Source organism: Pandoraea morbifera, from assembly GCF_902459575.1.
GTDB lineage: Bacteria > Pseudomonadota > Gammaproteobacteria > Burkholderiales > Burkholderiaceae > Pandoraea > Pandoraea morbifera.
This window is the reverse complement of sequence record NZ_CABPSD010000001.1, coordinates 127,937-146,288: the sequence shown is the minus strand read 5'-3', so window position 1 is coordinate 146,288 and position 18,352 is coordinate 127,937. Positions and strand designations below refer to the sequence as shown.

12 protein-coding genes are annotated in these 18,352 nt (G+C 65.2%); 10 read left to right on the top strand and 2 right to left on the bottom strand.

The window, feature by feature from the left end; all coding sequences use genetic code 11:
- Positions 1–69: 69 nt before the first annotated feature.
- From PMO31116_RS00560 to PMO31116_RS00540, 5 genes are all read left to right on the top strand, one after another.
- The gene (locus PMO31116_RS00560; protein WP_150564990.1) at positions 70–1,062 is read left to right on the top strand and encodes a LysR family transcriptional regulator; all 993 of its coding nucleotides are present in this window, start codon (positions 70–72) and stop codon (positions 1,060–1,062) included.
- Between the two features lie 107 nt (positions 1,063–1,169).
- Positions 1,170–3,458, top strand: coding sequence for a 5-methyltetrahydropteroyltriglutamate--homocysteine S-methyltransferase (gene metE / locus PMO31116_RS00555; RefSeq protein WP_150564989.1), 2,289 nt, complete (start codon positions 1,170–1,172; stop codon positions 3,456–3,458).
- A 419-nt stretch (positions 3,459–3,877) separates the two neighbouring features.
- A complete protein-coding gene (locus PMO31116_RS00550) occupies positions 3,878–4,537 on the top strand; it encodes a response regulator transcription factor (RefSeq protein ID WP_150564988.1) in 660 nt (219 codons plus the stop codon).
- On the top strand, positions 4,534–5,895 hold the full coding sequence (locus tag PMO31116_RS00545; protein ID WP_150564987.1) for a sensor histidine kinase: 1,362 nt from the start codon (positions 4,534–4,536) through the stop codon (positions 5,893–5,895). The genes PMO31116_RS00550 and PMO31116_RS00545 overlap by 4 nt, the downstream gene beginning before the upstream one ends.
- 61 nt (positions 5,896–5,956) lie before the next feature.
- Positions 5,957–7,690 carry a glycosyltransferase family 39 protein gene (locus tag PMO31116_RS00540; RefSeq protein ID WP_150564986.1) on the top strand — a complete coding sequence of 578 codons (1,734 nt, stop codon included), beginning with the start codon at positions 5,957–5,959 and terminating at the stop codon, positions 7,688–7,690.
- Positions 7,691–7,783: 93 nt separating this feature from the next.
- Here the strand turns inward: PMO31116_RS00540 and PMO31116_RS00535 are convergent, their stop codons facing one another.
- Positions 7,784–8,611, bottom strand: coding sequence for a family 1 encapsulin nanocompartment shell protein (locus PMO31116_RS00535; RefSeq protein ID WP_150564985.1), 828 nt, complete (start codon positions 8,609–8,611; stop codon positions 7,784–7,786).
- Positions 8,608–9,726 (bottom strand): Dyp-type peroxidase, encoded by a 1,119-nt coding sequence (locus PMO31116_RS00530; protein WP_150564984.1) that lies wholly within the window; start codon positions 9,724–9,726, stop codon positions 8,608–8,610. Before PMO31116_RS00530 ends, PMO31116_RS00535 begins: the two co-directional genes overlap by 4 nt.
- 346 nt (positions 9,727–10,072) lie before the next feature.
- On the opposite strand from PMO31116_RS00530, the gene PMO31116_RS00525 reads away from it, so the two are divergent.
- From PMO31116_RS00525 to PMO31116_RS00505, 5 genes are all read left to right on the top strand, one after another.
- Complete coding sequence (locus PMO31116_RS00525; RefSeq protein ID WP_246185085.1) at positions 10,073–13,324, top strand: efflux RND transporter permease subunit; 3,252 nt, start codon at positions 10,073–10,075, stop codon at positions 13,322–13,324.
- Between the two features lie 65 nt (positions 13,325–13,389).
- Entirely contained in the window at positions 13,390–14,643 is a 1,254-nt protein-coding gene (locus PMO31116_RS00520) for an efflux RND transporter periplasmic adaptor subunit (protein ID WP_150564983.1), read from the top strand.
- A 71-nt stretch (positions 14,644–14,714) separates the two neighbouring features.
- Positions 14,715–16,142 (top strand): efflux transporter outer membrane subunit, encoded by a 1,428-nt coding sequence (locus PMO31116_RS00515; protein ID WP_246185084.1) that lies wholly within the window; start codon positions 14,715–14,717, stop codon positions 16,140–16,142.
- 9 nt (positions 16,143–16,151) lie between these two features.
- Positions 16,152–16,826 (top strand): heavy metal response regulator transcription factor, encoded by a 675-nt coding sequence (locus PMO31116_RS00510; protein WP_150564982.1) that lies wholly within the window; start codon positions 16,152–16,154, stop codon positions 16,824–16,826.
- A 38-nt stretch (positions 16,827–16,864) separates the two neighbouring features.
- Entirely contained in the window at positions 16,865–18,340 is a 1,476-nt protein-coding gene (locus tag PMO31116_RS00505) for a heavy metal sensor histidine kinase (RefSeq protein WP_150564981.1), read from the top strand.
- Positions 18,341–18,352 lie beyond the last annotated feature (12 nt).

Below are 18,352 nucleotides of genomic sequence, written 5' to 3'. Positions count from 1 at the left end.
CGGTACATTCATTACCAAAATCACATCAATGACTGGCGCCCCTGCCCTCCTCCCCGTGCTTCTCCCCCTATGATCGACACGCCCTCCGACCTGACCGCCGACGCATCGCGCGTCGCCCACCGGATCCCGTCCGTGCTGCGCAAACTGCGAATTCGTGATCTGGAGACACTTCGCTGGCTGGGACGAACACGCAGCTTCGCACGCACCGCCGAAGCCGCCGCCATTACCCAACCCGCGCTCTCCAAATGGTTGCGCGAAATCGAACAGGCGCTCGGCGTGGCGTTGTTCGAGCGCACCACGCGGCGCGTGACCCCGACCGCCTATGGCGATGCGCTGCTCGAGCGCGCGGAGCGCATGCTGACGGATCTCGCAGGCGTCGCCCCCGCCCTGGAGGCATTGCGCGACGGCCTGGCACAACCGGTCAACGTGGGGATTCTGCCGGGCATGGCCAGCGTGCTGATGCCGCAGACGCTCGCCCGGATCGCTCACACCGGCCCGGCCTTGCGGGTCAATCTGTTCGAAGAGACACTCGATCGGCTGCTGCCGCGCGCACGCTGGCATGAGATCGATCTTCTCGTGTGCCGCCTCGACGAGACGGCCATGAACGCTGGTTTCGGCGTTGTTCCCCTCTATGACGACGAAGTCCGTGTCTACGGCGCGAAACATCATCCCCTTGCCGCCAGCGTGTCGCCGAGCTGGGCCGACGCCGCCCGCTATCCCTGGATCGTGCCGCCGCCGGGCACCCCGATGCGACGCGCCATCGACACCGAATTCGCCCATCAAGGCTTGCCGATGCCGAACGTGGTCATGGAATCCGTGTCGCTCATGACCAATGCCAGCATCGCGCAAGCCATGCCGTGCCTGTTTCTGGCCTCGACGTTGGGCGTTGCGCGATCGCCGCTGCGCGCCGCGCTACACGATTTCGGGCTGCGCTTCGCGCATGTCGCCCCCACCGTGGGCGTGTTGCACGACCCGGCACCCAATGCGGCGGCACGCTCGCTCATCGATCACCTGCGCCACGTCGCCCAAAGGCTCTCGTCACCGGCGCCCCGACAAACATGAATTAAATTTAAGTTAATCCAAAATAAGGCCATTTTCATTCATGAATCGAAGTCTCTATGATCGTCGGCACGTATTCATTCCACTGGCGACAACGGTCAAGAGAGCACATGGCAAAGACACACAATCTGGGATATCCGCGCATCGGCGCGAAACGGGAACTGAAGTTTGGTCTGGAGGCGTATTGGAAGGGCCAGTCGTCACGCGACGAACTCAAGGCGTTGGGTGCGTCGCTGCGCCTGCGCCACTGGCAGGACCAGACGGCGCTCGACCTCGTGCCGGTTGGGGACTTTGCCTTCTACGATCAGGTGCTCGACATGAGCGTCACGCTGGGCAACTTGCCAGAGCGCGTGCAGGGCTTTCATGGCGATGCCCTGGACAACTATTTCCGCGTGGCGCGCGGACGTTCCGCCCTGGGCACGGATGCCCACGCGCACTGCTGTGGTGGGGTGGCCGCCGGCGAAATGACCAAGTGGTTCGATACGAATTATCACTACATCGTGCCGGAATTCACCGCCGCCACGACCTTTTCGCTTGACGCGTCGCGACTCGTCGAGCAAGTTGCCGAAGCCCGCGCCGCCGGCATGAAGGCGAAGCCAGTGATCATCGGCCCGGTCACGTATCTGTGGCTCGGCAAGGCCAAAGACGACAGCGACAAGCTGGCCCTGCTGCCGCGACTGCTCCCGGTCTACGCCGCGCTGCTCGAAACATTGGCCGCGCAGGGCGTGGAGTGGGTTCAGATCGACGAACCGATTCTCGTCACCGAACTGAGCCCCGAATGGCGCAAGGCGTTCGAGACGACGTATGCCGCGCTCGCCGCCGTACCCATCAAGCGCCTGCTGGCCACGTACTTCGGTGAGCTTCAGGACAATCTGCCGCTCGTCTGCCGCCTGCCCATCGATGGGCTGCATCTGGATGCCGTGAATGCGCGCGGCGAAGTCGAGAAGGTTATCGCCGCGTTGCCCGCACACAGCATCGTATCGCTGGGCGTAGTCAACGGCCGCAACATCTGGAAGGCGGACCTGGCGGCCACGCTCGACTGGATCGAACCGCTCGCGAGCCGGTTGGGCGAGCGCCTCTGGATTGCACCGTCTTGCTCACTGCTGCACGTGCCCGTCGACCTTGACAGCGAGGCGAAGCTCGACGCGAACATCAAATCGTGGCTGGCATTCGCCCGGCAGAAGCTCGCCGAAGTCGACGTGCTCGCGCGCGCCATCAATACAGGGCGCGACGCGGTGGCCGCCGAACTTGCCGCCAACGCGGCAGCCATTGCAAGCCGCCGAGCTTCGCCGCGCGTGCACAACCCGGAGGTGAAGGCGGCCGTGGCGAAGATCGACGCGTCGCTGGGACGCCGCCAGACGCCGTATGCCGAGCGCGCCCCCAAGCAGGCGGCCAGGCTGCAGTTGCCGCTCTACCCGACCACAACCATCGGTTCGTTTCCGCAAACACCGGAAATCCGTACCGCCCGCAGCCGCTTCAAGGCGGGCGAACTGGATCAGGCCGGCTACGTCGCGGCGATGCAGGCCGAGATCGCGCGCAGCGTGCACGAGCAGGAAGCACTGGGGCTGGACGTGCTCGTGCACGGCGAAGCGGAGCGCAACGACATGGTGGAGTACTTCGGGGAGCAACTGGAGGGCTACGCGTTCAGCCAGTTCGGCTGGGTGCAATCGTACGGTTCCCGCTGCGTGAAACCACCCATCATGTTCGGTGACATTCGCCGTCCCAGGGCGATGACCGTGGAGTGGATCCGCTACGCCCAGTCGCTCACCGACAAACCGATGAAGGGCATGCTGACCGGCCCCGTCACGATTCTGAACTGGTCGTTCGTGCGCGACGACCAGCCTCGGTCGGTCTCGTGCTTCCAGCTTGCACTGGCGATTCGCGAGGAGGTGCTCGATCTCGAACGCGCCGGCGTGCGCGTGATCCAGATCGATGAAGCCGCCCTGCGCGAAGGCCTGCCGCTGCGGCGCGCCCAGTGGCAGGGGTACCTGGACTGGGCAGTGGAATCGTTCCGCATCACCGCCAACGGCGTGCGTGACGACACGCAGATCCACACTCACATGTGCTATTCGGAGTTCAACGACATCATCGCGGCCATCGCCGAGATGGACGCCGACGTGATCACCATCGAAACGTCGCGCTCGGACATGGAGTTGCTCGACGCTTTCGACGCTTTCCAGTACCCGAACGAGATCGGGCCGGGCGTGTACGACATTCACTCGCCGAACATTCCGACCCAGGCGCACATCGTGGCGCTCATGAGGAAGGCGGCCGGGCGCATTCCCGCCACGCGACTCTGGGTCAATCCGGACTGCGGGCTGAAAACGCGCCAATGGTCCGAGGTGGTCCCGGCCCTGCAAAACATGGTGGCGGCCGCAAGGACGCTGCGCGCGCAATAAGCGACAAACGCGCTGCACGGTGCCCTCGCGCACCGCAACTCCCCCCCGGAGTCGAAGGGCCGGTCATTACCGGCCGTTCGACTTTCCTGCCTCTCCCGTGGACGATCGCTTCGGGACATCCCATGCCGCCCGTTCACCGTTCATTCACCGCCTATTCACTGACCACTGGCGTCATTGAGCCCCGGTCGAGCGGTTCACCAGCCAACCGCAGCCCCGGCGAGGCTACGCCTCCACATGAAATATCCTTGCTAAGTCATTGTTTAAAAGTACATTTTTATGGCATAGTCGCGCAAGCGCACGCTGACGAAAACTAAGTTTCTCCTAAGTTTCGCGCGCTATCGTGCGCCCGTACCGTCGCGCGAGGCGGGAGGGATTGCGCGTGCGCCACTGGGGCCACGCGGTGGAGCGTTCGGAAAACCATGCGGATTTTGCTCGTAGAAGACGACACCATGATCGGCGAGGCCATGATGCAGGCGCTCAAGGACGCCTCGTACGCGGCCGATTGGTGCCGCGACGGCGATGCCGCGCTGGCCGCACTCGCTGCGCACACTTACGACCTCATGCTGCTCGACCTGGGTCTGCCGGGGCGTGACGGCTGGGAAGTCCTGCGCGCGCATCGCGGCGCGGGCGGACGCACGCCGATCATCGTGGTGACGGCGCGCGACGGTGCGGAAGATATCATTCAGGGCCTCGATCTCGGGGCCGACGACTTCGTCGTGAAGCCGTTCGAAGTCGGCGAACTCCTCGCACGCATGCGCGCCGTGATCCGGCGCCAGGCCGGGGTCGCGGTGCCGGTGTTGACCAACGGCGCCCTTGCCCTCGACCCCGCCACCCATCAGGCCACATACGGCGACATCAGTTGCGTGCTCTCGGCAAAGGAATACGCGCTGCTGCATGCGCTCATGCTTCGCCCCGGCACCATTCTGTCGCGCGACGCGCTCGAGCACCGTCTGTATGGCTGGGGCGAGGAGATCGAGAGCAACATGATCGACTTTCTCATCCATTCGATTCGCAAGAAGCTGGGATCGGACGTGATCCGCAACATCCGCGGCGCGGGCTGGCTGGTGCCCAAGGCATGATGCGCTCGCTGCAGTCGCGTCTGGTGGTCACGCTCTCGGCGTGCGCGCTGGTGCTGGCCATCGTCGCGGGCTTTGTCTCGTACGGAGCCGCCTACCGCGAGGCCTACCGCTTCCAGGACGATCAACTGCTGCAACTCGCTGCACTGGTCGACACCCGCAACCTCTCGGCCGCCGATCACGCCGTGCACGGACTGCCGATTCAGGATCACGATTACCGTCTGACGGTGCAACGGCTCGGCGGCACTTTTCCGGCCACGCTGGCCGACGGCTTTCACACCGTCAACACCGGCGGGCACATGTGGCGCGCCTTCGTGCGCACCGTCGAACCCGACCTGCGGATCGTCGTCGCGCAACCGACGGAGGGCCGCAACGAAATCGCCCGTAACAGCGGCCTGCGCACGGCCTTGCCCTTCATCGTCTTCGTGCCGCTGCTGATTCTGGCCATCGTTTGGACGGTGCGCCGTGCGTGGCGCCCCGTGCAACGGCTCGCGGCCGAGGTCGACACCCGGCGGGACACCGACCTGCGAGCGCTCGCCACGCAAGGCGCCCCGACCGAAATCGAGCCCTTCGTCGTGTCCATCAATCGGCTGTTGTCGCGCCTGGCCAAGGCGCTCGACGAGCAGCGCCGTTTCGTGGCGGACGCCGCGCACGAACTGCGCTCGCCGATCACGGCGCTGGTCATCCAGTCGGAGAACCTCGACCGTGCGCTCGCGCCAACGAGCATCGACGCCGAGACCCGCAACCGCCTGACAAAGCTCAAGAGCGGCTTGCAGCGCACCCGCACCCTGCTCGAGCAACTGCTGACGCTCGCCCGCGCCCAAAGCGCGTCGACGGCGCCGGCCGCACCGCTCGCGCTGCTGCCGGCCGTTCACGAAGCCCTCGAGGACGTGTTCGTGCTGGCTGACCGCAAGCAAATCGCATTGAATCTCGTCGGCCCGACGCTCGGCGTGCCGGGGCGGCCGAACCTGCGCGTCGTGGGCATCAAACGCGACATCGTGACGCTGCTGGGTAATCTCGTAAGCAATGCCGTGCGTTATACCCCGGCGGGCGGCACCGTGTCGGTTCGGTTGTCATCCAGCGGCCCCGACGTCGTCATCGACGTGATCGACTCAGGGCCCGGCATCGACGCCGACAAGCGCGAGCGCGTCTTCGACGCGTTTTACCGGGCGACCGACCAGCGTGAATCGCGCGAGCATGGGGGCGAAGGCACGGGCCTGGGCCTGGCCATCGTGCGCGCGATCGTCGACCGCCTCGGCGGTCACGTACAGTTGAAAGACGCGAGCCCGACACCGCCACGCGGCCTTCACGTTCGCGTGACCCTGCCCAATCCGGATGTTTCGCAACCTCCAAGTCGTTGATTGCTGCAAGACACCGTTAAACTGCCGTACCCCATTCATCAAGACCGGAAGCCTCGTATTCATGTCCATACGTTCTCAACGTGACGCCGGGTTGGAACCCTGGCCGATATCCCCCACCGCCCTGCTCTGGCTGCTTGCCGTGTTCGCGTTGGTCTGGTTCGGTGTGCTGAACCTGCGCCACCTGATCCCCAGCGACGAAGGTCGCTATGCCGAGATGGCGCGCGAAATGCTCGCTACGGGCGACTGGGTCACACCGCGTTACAACGGCTACCTGTATTTCGAGAAGCCGCCGCTGCAGACCTGGATGAACGCACTCACGTTCATGATCTTCGGCCTCGGCGACTGGCAGGCCCGCCTGTGGACGGCGCTGACCGGCTTCGGCGGCGTGCTGCTCGTGGGCTACACCGGCCGTCGCATCTTCGGCGCACGCGCGGGCTTCTTCGCCGCACTCACGCTCGCCAGCGCCCCGCTGTGGGCCCTGCTCGGCCACTTCAACGTGCTGGACATGGGCCTGTCGTTCATGATGGCGCTCGTGCTGTGTTCGCTGCTGCTTGCCCAGCGGCCTGGGCTGACCGACACGCAAACCCGCAACTGGATGTGGCTGTGCTGGTTCGCCATGGGGCTGTCGATCCTGAGCAAGGGGTTGATCGGCGTGGTGTTGCCCGGGGCGGTGCTGGTGATCTACACGTTGATTTCACGCGACTGGGCGTTGTGGAAGCGGCTGCACATTGCGAGCGGCCTGATCGTCATGCTGGCCGTCACGGTGCCGTGGTTCGCCGCGGTAATGGCTCGCAATCCGTCGTTCTTCGACTTCTTCTTCATCAACGAGCACTTCAACCGCTTCCTCAAGCCCGATCACCATCGTCCGGGTGCGCTCTGGTACTTCGTTCCGGTGCTGATCGTCGGTTTCCTGCCCTGGCTGTCGATGATTCCGCGCACGATCACGGCTTCCCGCGCGGTGCCGCGTCAGGCCAATGGCTTCCGACCGGTGTTGATGATCACCGTGTGGACCGTCTTCATCTTCTGCTTCTTCTCGGTCTCGCACTCGAAGCTCATCTCGTACGTGCTGCCGATAGCGCCGTCCATTGCCCTGCTGTTCGGACTGGGGCTTGCCGGCATGTCGCGGGAATCGCTTCGCAAGCATCTGATCGTGTCCGCGGTGCTGTTTGTCGCAACGATCGTGACTTGCCTGGTTTTCCTGTCGCATCATTCGGACAACCGCAACCCGGTCGAAGCCTATCGCCAGTTCTCCTATTACCTTTACGCGGCGAGCTTCGTCGGTCTGATCGGTTTGGGCATCACGCGCTGGCTTAGCTCCCGTAGTGCCAAGCAGGCGTTGATCGCCTTCGCGGGCACGTGGCTGGCGTTCACGATGATCGGAGGAACGGGTCACGAGGCGTTCGGGCGCGGCAGCTCGGGCATCGACCTCGTACCCGCCGTGCGCGCGGAAATGAAGCGACTCGGGCCGGACACGCCGTTCTATTCGGTGGGCACGCTCGACCACACCATGCCGTACTACCTGCGCCACACGATGATCATGGTGGCCGTGCAGGACGAACTCGAATTCGGCATCTCGCAGGCGCCGGACAGCTGGATTCCGACGCTCAACAAGTTTGCCGAGGTCTGGATGGCGGCGCCAAAGGCGCTCGCGCTGGTCGATCCGGAGAAGTTCACCGTCCTCGAGACGCTGGGACTGCCGATGAAGGTCATCGCCCGCGACAATCGTCGGGTCATCATCGAGAAGCCGATGCCCGCCGACGCGCCGGCACCAGGTGCCGCACCGGCAGCCAACTGAGCCTCACGAGCCCGATCACCGGGCCAATGAAAAATGGCCGGGAGCGATCTTCGCCCCGGCCATTTTTCTTTTCCTTTCAGTAAACTATCGAGCTTACTTCGTCTTCTTCACGCCGACCGGCTTGGCCGGACCGACCGACACGCCGGCCTCGGCGGTGAGCATCAGGAACGTGAACGTCTCTTCGAGGTACAGACGAACCGTCGTGGCCGTGTGGTCCAGGTAGCCGATCGACACGTCCTGACCGATGTGCATTTCATAGTCGCCGCCGCGCGTGGAGACAATGCAGCCGCCATCGATGGCCGGCGCCCAGATGATCTCGCCGCTCACGATATGGCCGATGTGTTCCAGAATCGGGTACCCCTGATCGTTGGCTTCGGCCACGGCCGTGTAGGCGTCCGCGCCGAGCAGCACGCTGTACGGGCCGTCCACGCCTTCCAGACGCAGTTGCTCGAGCGCCTTGGCGATCACCGTCGGATAGTCCGCGATATTGTCCGGCAGCGGCAGCACCGGGTTCGACGTGCCTTCGCGCACGCCCGTGATTCGGGCGGCCGGATAGCCGTCGAAAATCGCGCGATCCTCGGCATATGCCAGCTTGATGGCGGCGTCCTTGGCCGGTTGCCAATCCGAGTCGTTCGCGCCGCGCTCGACGTCGTCGATCGCTTCGCGCGAGAGTTCGAACGGCACTCGCAGTGCCACGAGCGGCATCACTTCTCGCTGACGCGCGCCCACGCCGTCGAGCGGCGCGTCGATGGCCGTCTGATGGCCGGTGCCCACGCCGGCGAGCGACAGGCCACCGGGGCCCTTGACGTCGACGACACGACGGCCGGCGACGGTACGCTTGAACGTGCGTGCCACCTCTTCTTCGATCTGCGCCCATGCGGCGCTCGAAATGGGGGCCAGTTCGCGATGCAGGTTATTCATGCCTGAGACACTCCTTTAAGCGATCCGATTTGCAATGAGCCGTCCGACGGCGCGGGGCTCGGTGACGAGAGAGACGACACCGTCACGTCGACCACGCGGGTGGACGTCGACGGCGTGTCGATGAGGGGGCGGATGGATTCCGATCCGGCTTCCGCCAGCGGCGCCTCGCGCTCGGCAAGCGCTTCGAGCATCGGCACCGAGGGGACGAAGAACAGGCCACCGGTCACGGCGTTGCTGAAGTCGAGCAATCGGTCGTAGTTACCCGGCGGACGGCCCACGAACATGTTTTCCAGCATCTGTTCGATGGGCCGGGGCGAGCGCGCGTAACCGATGAAATACGTGCCGAACTCAGCGGATCCGGGACGACCGAACGGCATGTTGTCGCGCAGGATCTTGATTTCCTTGCCGTCTTCTTCCAGCGTGGTGAGCGCGCTGTGCGACCAGCTTGGCTTGACCCCGTCGTCGAGCTCCACGTCGCTGAGCTTGGTGCGGCCGATGATGCGTTCCTGTGCCTCGACCGGCAGCGCGTTCCAGCCCGCCATGTCGTGCAGATACTTCTGCACCAGTACATAGCTGCCGCCCGCGAATTCGGGATCTTCGTCGCCCATCACCGTGAACTCGAGCGCCTCCTGACCCTCCGGGTTCTCCGTGCCGTCGACGAAGCCAATCATGGCGCGCATGTCGAAATAGCGGAAACCGTGCACCTCGTCGACCACCGTGACGGCATCGCCCAGCTTGTTCAGCAAGAGCGTGGCGAGTTCGAAGCACAGATCCATCTGCTCTGCACGGATGTGCAGCAGCAGGTCGCCGGGCGTGGCCGGCGCGTGGCGCTTACCGGCGCCAAACTCTCGAAACGGATGGAGCTCGGCCGGACGCGGATCGCCGAACAGACGCCCCCAGGCGTTGTCGCTGAAGCCGACGACACACGAGAGGTTGCCGGACGGCACGCGCTTGCCGACGGCGCGGACATAGGCGCCGACATCGGCGCACCAGCCGCGCACGTCCGCATGGGCGGCCGGATCGTCGCGCACGGTGGCCACGAGAAAGATTGCGCTACGGGTGACGGTGCCGGAAACCGGCTGTGGTTCCGGAGGGGAAGTCGGACGTTCGGTCATTGCGTTCCTGCGTGGGGCTTGGGTTCTTGACGCCGGTCGCCGCGACTTCGGTTCGAACGGCGACCTTAGGCTATCGGGCGGCGACTTTCAGTACGTCAACTTTATCACGCAACACACCGTAATACGCCACCGCCGTCGATATATCGTGGTGCGAAGCCTTATGCGACAAGGCTTTGCACCAACACGCGGCAATTCTGTCAATTTCGCCATTTTCGCGCCATTTTGGCGTTGGGGCGACGCCCCTAACATGGCAGCGTTCCGTTCCCGCACCGGTGCGGCGCTACATCGCGCGCGCCGGTCGACCCTTGTCCTTACGCTTGCGACTGCGCCCGAGCGCGTTTGAACCATGTGGATTGTCAACGTTGCGCTCAAACGGCCATACACGTTCATCGTGATGGCCATTCTGATTCTGCTCGCCACCCCACTCGCGCTCATGCGCACCCCGGTCGACGTGCTCCCGGAGATCAATATTCCGGTGATCAGCGTCATCTGGACCTATAACGGCCTGTCCGCCCAGGACATCGCCGATCGGATGATCTCCGGCAACGAACGCGGACTCACAACCACCGTCAACAACATCGAGCACATCGAATCGCAGTCGCTGCCCGGCATCGGGATCATCAAGATCTTTCTGCAACCGACCGCCAATTTCCAGACTGCCCTCGCTCAGGTCGTGGCTGTCGAGCAGGCGCAGGTCAAGCAAATGCCCCCTGGCGCGACACCGCCGCTCATCATCAGTTACTCGGCGTCGTCCATCCCGGTGATGCAGCTCGGCCTGTCGAGCCCCAGCCTGTCGGAGCCCGCGCTCAACGACACGGCGCTGAACTTCCTGCGCCCTCAGCTGGTGACGATTCCCGGTGCGGCCGTGCCGTACCCGTATGGCGGCAAGACCCGCCTGATCTCGGTCGACATCGACTCGCGAGCCCTGCTCGCGAAGGGGCTGACGGCGCAGGACGTGGTGGCCGCCGTCAATGCGCAGAACCTGATCCTGCCCACCGGCACGGCCAAGATCGGTCCGCGCGAGTACACGGTCGACATGAACGGCTCTCCGCCAACGGTTGAAGGGCTAAACAACATTCCGGTGCGCACGGTCAACGGCGCGACGACCTATCTGCGCGAAGTCGCCCACGTCCGCACCGGCTTCTCGCCGCAGACCAACATCGTTCGCCAGAACGGCCAGCGCGGCGTACTGATCTCCGTGATGAAGACCGGCGACGCCTCGACGCTCTCGGTGGTCGACTCGCTCAAGGCCCTGTTGCCAGAAGCACGCGCGGCCTTGCCGGAAGATCTGCACATCTCCGCACTGTTCGATCAGTCGGTCTTCGTGAAGGCGGCCGTGCAAGGCGTGATTCACGAGGCGTTGATCGCCGCCGCGCTCACGGCGGCCATGATCCTGCTGTTTCTGGGCAACTGGCGCAGTACGTGCATCATCGCAATCTCGATCCCGCTGTCGATCCTCTCGTCGTTGCTGGCCCTGCATGCTCTCGGGCAGACCATCAACATCATGACGCTGGGCGGGCTGGCGCTGGCCGTCGGGATTCTCGTCGATGACGCGACCGTCACCATCGAGAACATCGAGCGCCACCTGCACATGGGCACGCCCTTGCATGAGGCCATTCTTGAAGGCGCCGGCGAAATCGCCGTGCCGGCGCTCGTCTCGACACTCTGTATCTGCATCGTGTTCGTGCCGATGTTCTTCCTCACGGGCGTGGCGCGATACCTGTTCGTGCCGCTTGCCGAAGCGGTGGTGTTCGCCATGCTCGCGTCGTACATCCTGTCGCGCACGCTGGTGCCCACGCTGGCCATGCTGCTCATGGGACACGCGCACCAGCCCGAACCAAACGCCCGGCCCGGCGCCTTCCGCCGCCTGCATCAGCGCTTCGATGCCGCGTTCGAGCGCATGCGCGGCGCTTACATCTCGGTACTCTCGACCCTGCTCGTGCGCCGCCGGGTGTTCGCCACGGGTTTCCTGGCGTTTTGCGTGCTCTCGATGGGGCTGGTGTTCGTCCTCGGCTCGGACTTCTTCCCGTCGGTGGACGCCGGCAACATCCGGATGCACATGCGAGCGCCGACGGGGACCCGCATCGAGGAAACGGCGCGGCTGGCAGACGAGGTCGAGAATGTCGTTCGCGAGGTCGTACCGGCTAACGAGCTGGAGACGATTCTGGACAACCTCGGCCTGCCGTACAGCGGGATCAACCTGTCGTACAGCAACGCCGGAACCATCGGGACCCTCGACGGCGAGATCCAGATCGCGCTCAAGCCCGGCCACCATCCCAGCGCGACCTACATCGACAAATTGCGCGCAATCCTGCCGCAACGCTTTCCGGGCGTGGAGTTCTTTTTTCAACCTGCCGACGTCGTCACGCAGATTCTCAATTTTGGCCTGCCCGCCGCCATCGACATCCAGATCAGCGGCAACCAGCAACTGGCGAACTTCGGGGTCGCAACGAAGTTGCTCAAGCAGGTCCGCCTGGTGCCCGGCACGGTCGACGCGCACATCCAACAACGGATCAACGCCCCGGCGCTGCACCTGGACATGGACCGCACCCGCTTGCAGCAACTGAACCTGAACGCCAATGCCGTGGCCCAGAACGTGCTGATCTCGCTCTCGGGCAGCTCGCAAACGTCGCCGGGCTTCTGGTTCAACCCCCAGAACGGCGTCGAGTACAGCCTGTCCGTGCAGTCGCCGCAGTACCGCATCAGTTCCATCGACGACCTGCTGCGCCTGCCGGTCGCCGGCACCGGCAACAACGGCCAGCCCCAACTGCTCGCCAACTTCGTGCAAGTTCAGCCGCAACAGCGGTTCGCCGTGGTCAGCCACTACAACATCCGCCCGGTCGTCGACATTTTCGTGAGCGTGGAAGGCCGCGATCTCGGGAGCGTGGCGCGCGACATCGACAAGCTGGTGACCCAGGCGCGCAAGGATCTGCCGCGCGGCAGCCAGATCGTGGTGCGCGGTCAGGTCAGCACCATGCAAAGTTCTTATTTCGGGCTGGGCTTGGGCGTGGCGATGGCCATCGTGCTCGTCTATCTGCTGATCGTGGTGAACTTCCAGTCGTGGGTCGATCCGCTCATCATCGTGAGCGCCCTGCCCGCCGCCCTCGCCGGTATCGTCTGGATGCTCTTTCTCACGGGCACGCGACTTTCAGTGCCCGCGCTCACCGGCGCCATCATGACGATGGGCGTGGCCACGGCCAACAGCATTCTCGTGGTCGCCTTCGCGCGGCAACGGATGGAGGCCGGCATGGTGCCGCTCAGGGCCGCACTCGAAGCTGGCGCGAGCCGGATCAGACCGGTGCTGATGACGGCACTGGCCATGATCATCGGCATGGTGCCGATGGCGCTTGGGCTGGGCGAAGGCGCCGAACAGAATGCGCCGCTGGGCCGGGCCGTGATCGGCGGCCTGCTGTTCGCCACGGTCTCCACGCTGTGCTTCGTGCCGCTGGTCTTTGCGGGCGTGCACACCCGGCTCATCCGGCGCAAGGCACGGCGAGCGGCGCAAGGCCGCCCCACCGAACCCGCTGGCTCAAGCGGGTCCGCGACAGACGCGGGGACTGACCGCGGCGCCCGCGATGGCGACGACGGCGCCACCTGAGCGCCGATCGCGCAACGATCGACACCTCGCCTACCAGATGACAAAGCATTGACGGGTTGAACGACATGACCGAGAAACATCACGCCGAACTGGCCATTCCGGACCACGACCCCGCCGACGGCCGACAGATTCCGCCGCGCCAGGGTGAATTCCGCCGCGCGAAGATCGTGCTGATCGTCGTGGCGCTGCTGCTTGCCGCAGGTGCCGCGCGCACGATCGTCGCCAACGTGCTGCAGCGCCGGGCCGTGGCCAGCGCCACGCTGGAAAACGCCAGACAGTACGTGAGCGTCGTCACGCCGCAGGCCAGCGCCGCGAGCGAGACCGTGCTGCCCGCAACGCTGCGCGGCGCCGTCGAGTCGCCGATTTACGCCCGGGCGACCGGGTATTTGCTCCACCGCTATGTCGACATTGGCGCGCGCGTGAAGTCGGGGCAGTTGCTGGCCGATCTCGACACCCCGGAAATCGACCAGGAGCTCGCCCAGTCCATCGCCCAGCGCAACCAGATCAACGCCAGCCTGGGGCTCGCGAAATCGTCGCTGGAACGATGGCAGCAACTGCGCCAGCGCGATGCCGTCTCCCAGCAGGAACTCGACGAGCGCCAAAGCGCCTACACGCAAGGGGTGGCGAATCTCGCGGCGGCCGACGCCAACGTCAAGCGGCTGCAGCAGCTCGAATCGTTCAAGCGGATCGTGGCGCCGTTCGATGGCGTGATCACGCAGCGCAACGTCGATGTCGGCGATCTCGTCGATGCCGGCAGCGGCAACAGCCGCGCCCTGTTCTCGCTGGCGCAGACGGACCCCCTTCGGGTCTACGTCCAGGTGCCGCAGGCCTATGCGCAAAACGTGGCGGTCGGCCAGCCTGTGGTAGTCACGCAGGCCGAACTGTCCGGCCGGCATTTCCACGGCAGAATTACCCACGTTTCCGGAGCGATCGACGTCGCGACGCGCTCGCTGCAAATCGAAGCGGCGCTGCCCAACCCCAACGGCGAATTGCGCCCTGGCGCCTACGTGCAACTGGCGTTGCCCAATACCACGCAGGCGCATCTGAGCGTGCCCGCCAATGCGTTGCTGTTTCGCGCGGAAGGCCCGCGCGTGGCGGTCGTGGACGATCGTGGCATCGTGCATCTGAGCAAGATCGTGATTGCGCGGGACCTCGGACAGACGCTGGAACTCGCCGACGGCGTGTCGGCCACCGATCGCGTCATTGTCAACCCGAGCGACTCGATCGACGACGGCGACCACGTGGTGGCCAAGGCGCTGGCCGTCAAGGCGGCGACCGGCGGCAAGGCGTCGGGCACGTCGCAGGGAGGCAAATCGTGATCCCCGGCACGCACCTCGCCAGGCGGCCGGGACAATCGAGACGATTGGCCTGCCTTCGGTCAGGCGCATCGGTGCTCGCCGCCGCGGCGGTGCTCGCGGGGTGTGCGGTCGGTCCCGAATACCATCGGCCCGACGTTGCTGCCCCGCCCAGCTGGAAGACCGACGGATTCTGGCGACTCGCGCAGCCGTCGCACGCACCGTTGCAGCCCGACTGGTGGAAGGCGTTCGACGAACCCGCGCTCGACGCGCTCGAGACGCAAGCACTTTCGCGCAACCAGACGCTCGCCGCTGCCGTGGCGCACTACGATCAGGCGCAGGCCGCGTTGGCGGGCGTTTCCGCCCAGCGTCTCCCCGAGGTCGACGCATCTGTCGGACTGGCGCGACAGCGCATTTCGGCAAACCGTCCGCTCACGAGTTACTCGTCGGCAAGCATGTCGACGGTGCAGAACAACATGCAGCTCGGCCTTGGCGTGTCATACGATACCGATCTCTTCGGACGAATCCGCCGTCAGGTTGAAGGCGCACAGGCGACCGCCGAACAGGCGGGCGATGATCTCGCCAATGCCAGGTTGGTCCTCACGACGCAACTGGCGAGTGCCTATTTCCAGTTGCGCGGGCTCGATGCCGAGATCAGGGTGCTCGACGAATCGGTGGCGTTGCAGCAACGCGCGCTCGATTACGTGGGCGCGCAGCACGATCTGGGGGCGGTCTCGGGACTGGACGTTCTCCAGCAAAAATCGCAGCTCGACGCAACGCGCGTGCAGGCCAGGTTGCTTCATCAGCAGCGCGACCAGTACGAGCACGCGATTGCCGCGCTCGTCGGCGTGCCAGCGCCTGCATTCTCCGTTCCGGCGGGGACGCTGCCGGCGTCGCTGCCGCCGATTCCGCTCGGCGTGCCGAGCGACGTGCTGCAGCGGCGCCCGGACGTGGCGTCGGCCGAGCGCAGCATGGCCGCCGCGAACGCGCAGATCGGCGTGGCAAAAGCGGCGTTCTTCCCCAGCCTGACGCTCAATCCGGGCATCGGCTGGCAAAGCACGGAGTTCGCCAACCTGCTCTCGGCGCCGAGTCTGCTGTGGACGCTGGGGACGATGGCCACGCAGGCGATCTTCGATGGCGGCCGCCGTCAGGCGGGGGTCGATTACGCCAGCGCGGGCTACCGTGCGGTCGAGGCCAACTACCGCCAAATCGTGCTTACCGCATTCGAGCAAGTGCAGGACGGGGTAAGCGGATTGTCGGTGCTCGACGCCGCCGCGCGCGAGTCCCGGGCCGCCGTGGTCGACGCCCAGCGGCTCCTGCACCTGGCGAACGATCGCTATTCGGGCGGCCTCACCGCCTATCTGAGCGTGATCACGGCGCAACAGGCGCTGCTCGCGAGCGAGCGTCAGGACGTCCAGATTCGCGCGCAGCAGTTGGTGATGTCAGTGGCGCTCGTCAAGGCACTTGGCGGCGGCTGGCTACCATCGGCCCCATCCTCTGACTCGTATAATGCGCAAAGATGAGGTGACGAAATGAAAGTACTGATCGTTGAAGACGAACACAAGGTCGTGGACTACCTGCGCACGGGGCTGACCGAGCAAGGGTGGGTGGTCGACGTGGCGCTCGATGGCGAGGAAGGCACGCATCTGGCGCTCGAGTTCGACTACGACGTGATCGTGCTCGACGTCATGCTTCCCAAGCGCGACGGCTTCGCCGTGCTCGGCTCGCTTCGCGAGCGCAAGTCCACGCCGGTCATCATGCTCACGGCGCGCGATCATGTGAACGATCGCGTGCGCGGCCTGCGTGAAGGCGCGGACGACTACCTCACCAAGCCGTTCTCCTTCATCGAGCTCGTGGAGCGCCTCCGTGCACTGGCACGCCGCACCCGTGCACAGGAGTCGACGCTGATCTCGGTCGGGGACCTCTATGTCGACCTGATCGGCCGGCGCGCCTCGCGCGAGGGCCAGCGGCTCGATCTCACGGCCAAGGAATTCCAGTTGCTTTCGGTCCTGGCACGCCGTCAGGGCGACATTTTGTCCAAGACAGCCATCACCGAACTGGTCTGGGACGTGAATTTCGACAGCCACACGAACGTGGTGGAAACCGCGATCAAACGCTTGCGCGCCAAACTCGACGGTCCGTTCCAGACCAAACTGCTGCACACGGTGCGCGGCATGGGGTACGTACTGGAGGTGCGCGAGGCCTGAGCGCCACGCGCCCGGACACGCCCAACGCATCGCGCCTCATGGGGAAACATTCGATCTCGCGCCGCCTCGCCACCATGTTCGCCGTGGTCGCGCTGTCGGTGTTCGCCCTGGTGGGTGCCGCCCTCTACGTGATGCTGCGCATCCAGCTCGAGCGGCACCTGCGCGAGTCGCTCGACGACCGGGCCCAGATCGCCCACATCATTGTCTATCACGGCAGCACGCCCGAGAAGTGGCAATTGGTTCGCGAGAAGCTGAGCGACATGACACCGCGCGACGGCACCACCACTTATGCCGTGACGAGCGACGACCCCAAGTACACCTTTGGCACGCCGATCGTCGGGATGTTCGTCAAGCGGCTGTCAAACGGCTACGTGCGGCTGCGGCCTGACGAGGGGGGCGACGACCTGCTCACCACGCGCGAAATTTTGCCGCCGTACGGCACTCGCCCCGCCGTCACACTACAGGTGGCCGCCAGCTATTCGCCCAATGAGCGCACGCTGCGCGCCTTCGGGCTGGGGCTGGCCGCACTATCGGCGCTCGGCAGCCTGGCGGTGCTGATCCTCAGCTATTCGGTCACGAGACTCGGGCTCGCGCCACTGACCCGGCTCACGCGCGAAGCCTCCGAAATTCGCCCCGACAATCGGTCACAGCGACTCGACACGCGCTCCCTGCCTGTGGAACTCAACGATCTCGCCCTCTCGTTCAACGGCGCGCTGGCTCGCCTCGACAGCGCATACGAGCGCCTGGAGTCGTTCAACGCCGACGTGGCCCACGAACTGCGTACGCCGGTCACCATCCTGATCGGCCAGACCGAAGTCGCGCTCACGCGCGAGCGGCCGGTCGAGGACCTTCGCGCGCTGCTGCAATCCAACCTGGAAGAGCTCGGGCGCATGCGCACGATCATCAATGACATGCTTTTCCTCTCTCGCGCCGACCAAGGCGAGCGCGCCACCGGGCTCACCGGGCTGTCGCTGGCAAGCGAAGCTGCCCATACCCTGGAATTTCTCGAAATCCCGCTGGAAGAGGCGCGGGTCACCGCGCGCTTGCATGGTTCGGCGTATGCGCAGGTCAACAAGGCGCTGTTCGGACGTGCGCTGGCCAATCTGGTCATGAACGCCATCGAACACTGCTTGCCCGGGGCGAATATCGACGTCTACATCGCACCGCTCGCCGCCGGAAACGACCCCGCCGGCGAGGTGCGCATCGAAGTGGTCAACCCCGGGACGCCGATTTCCCGCGAGGTGCTTCGGCACTTATTCGATCGCTTCTACCGGGCGGAGCCGTCGCGCACGAATAGCCGCGAGAACCACGGCCTGGGGTTGGCGATCGTCAAGGCCATCGCGGAGATGCATGGCGGCACCGTCTGGGCGCGCAGCACCGAAGGTCTCAATACCTTCGGCTTTTCGATCGCCACGGGTCGCGGGACGGGAGCGCCCGCAGCCGACGTTCCCCTACCGTCGCAGGGGCAAGATGCCGCAGGTATGCCGACTCCCATCGCGCGTCAGACGCCGTGAGGTCCCTGGGCA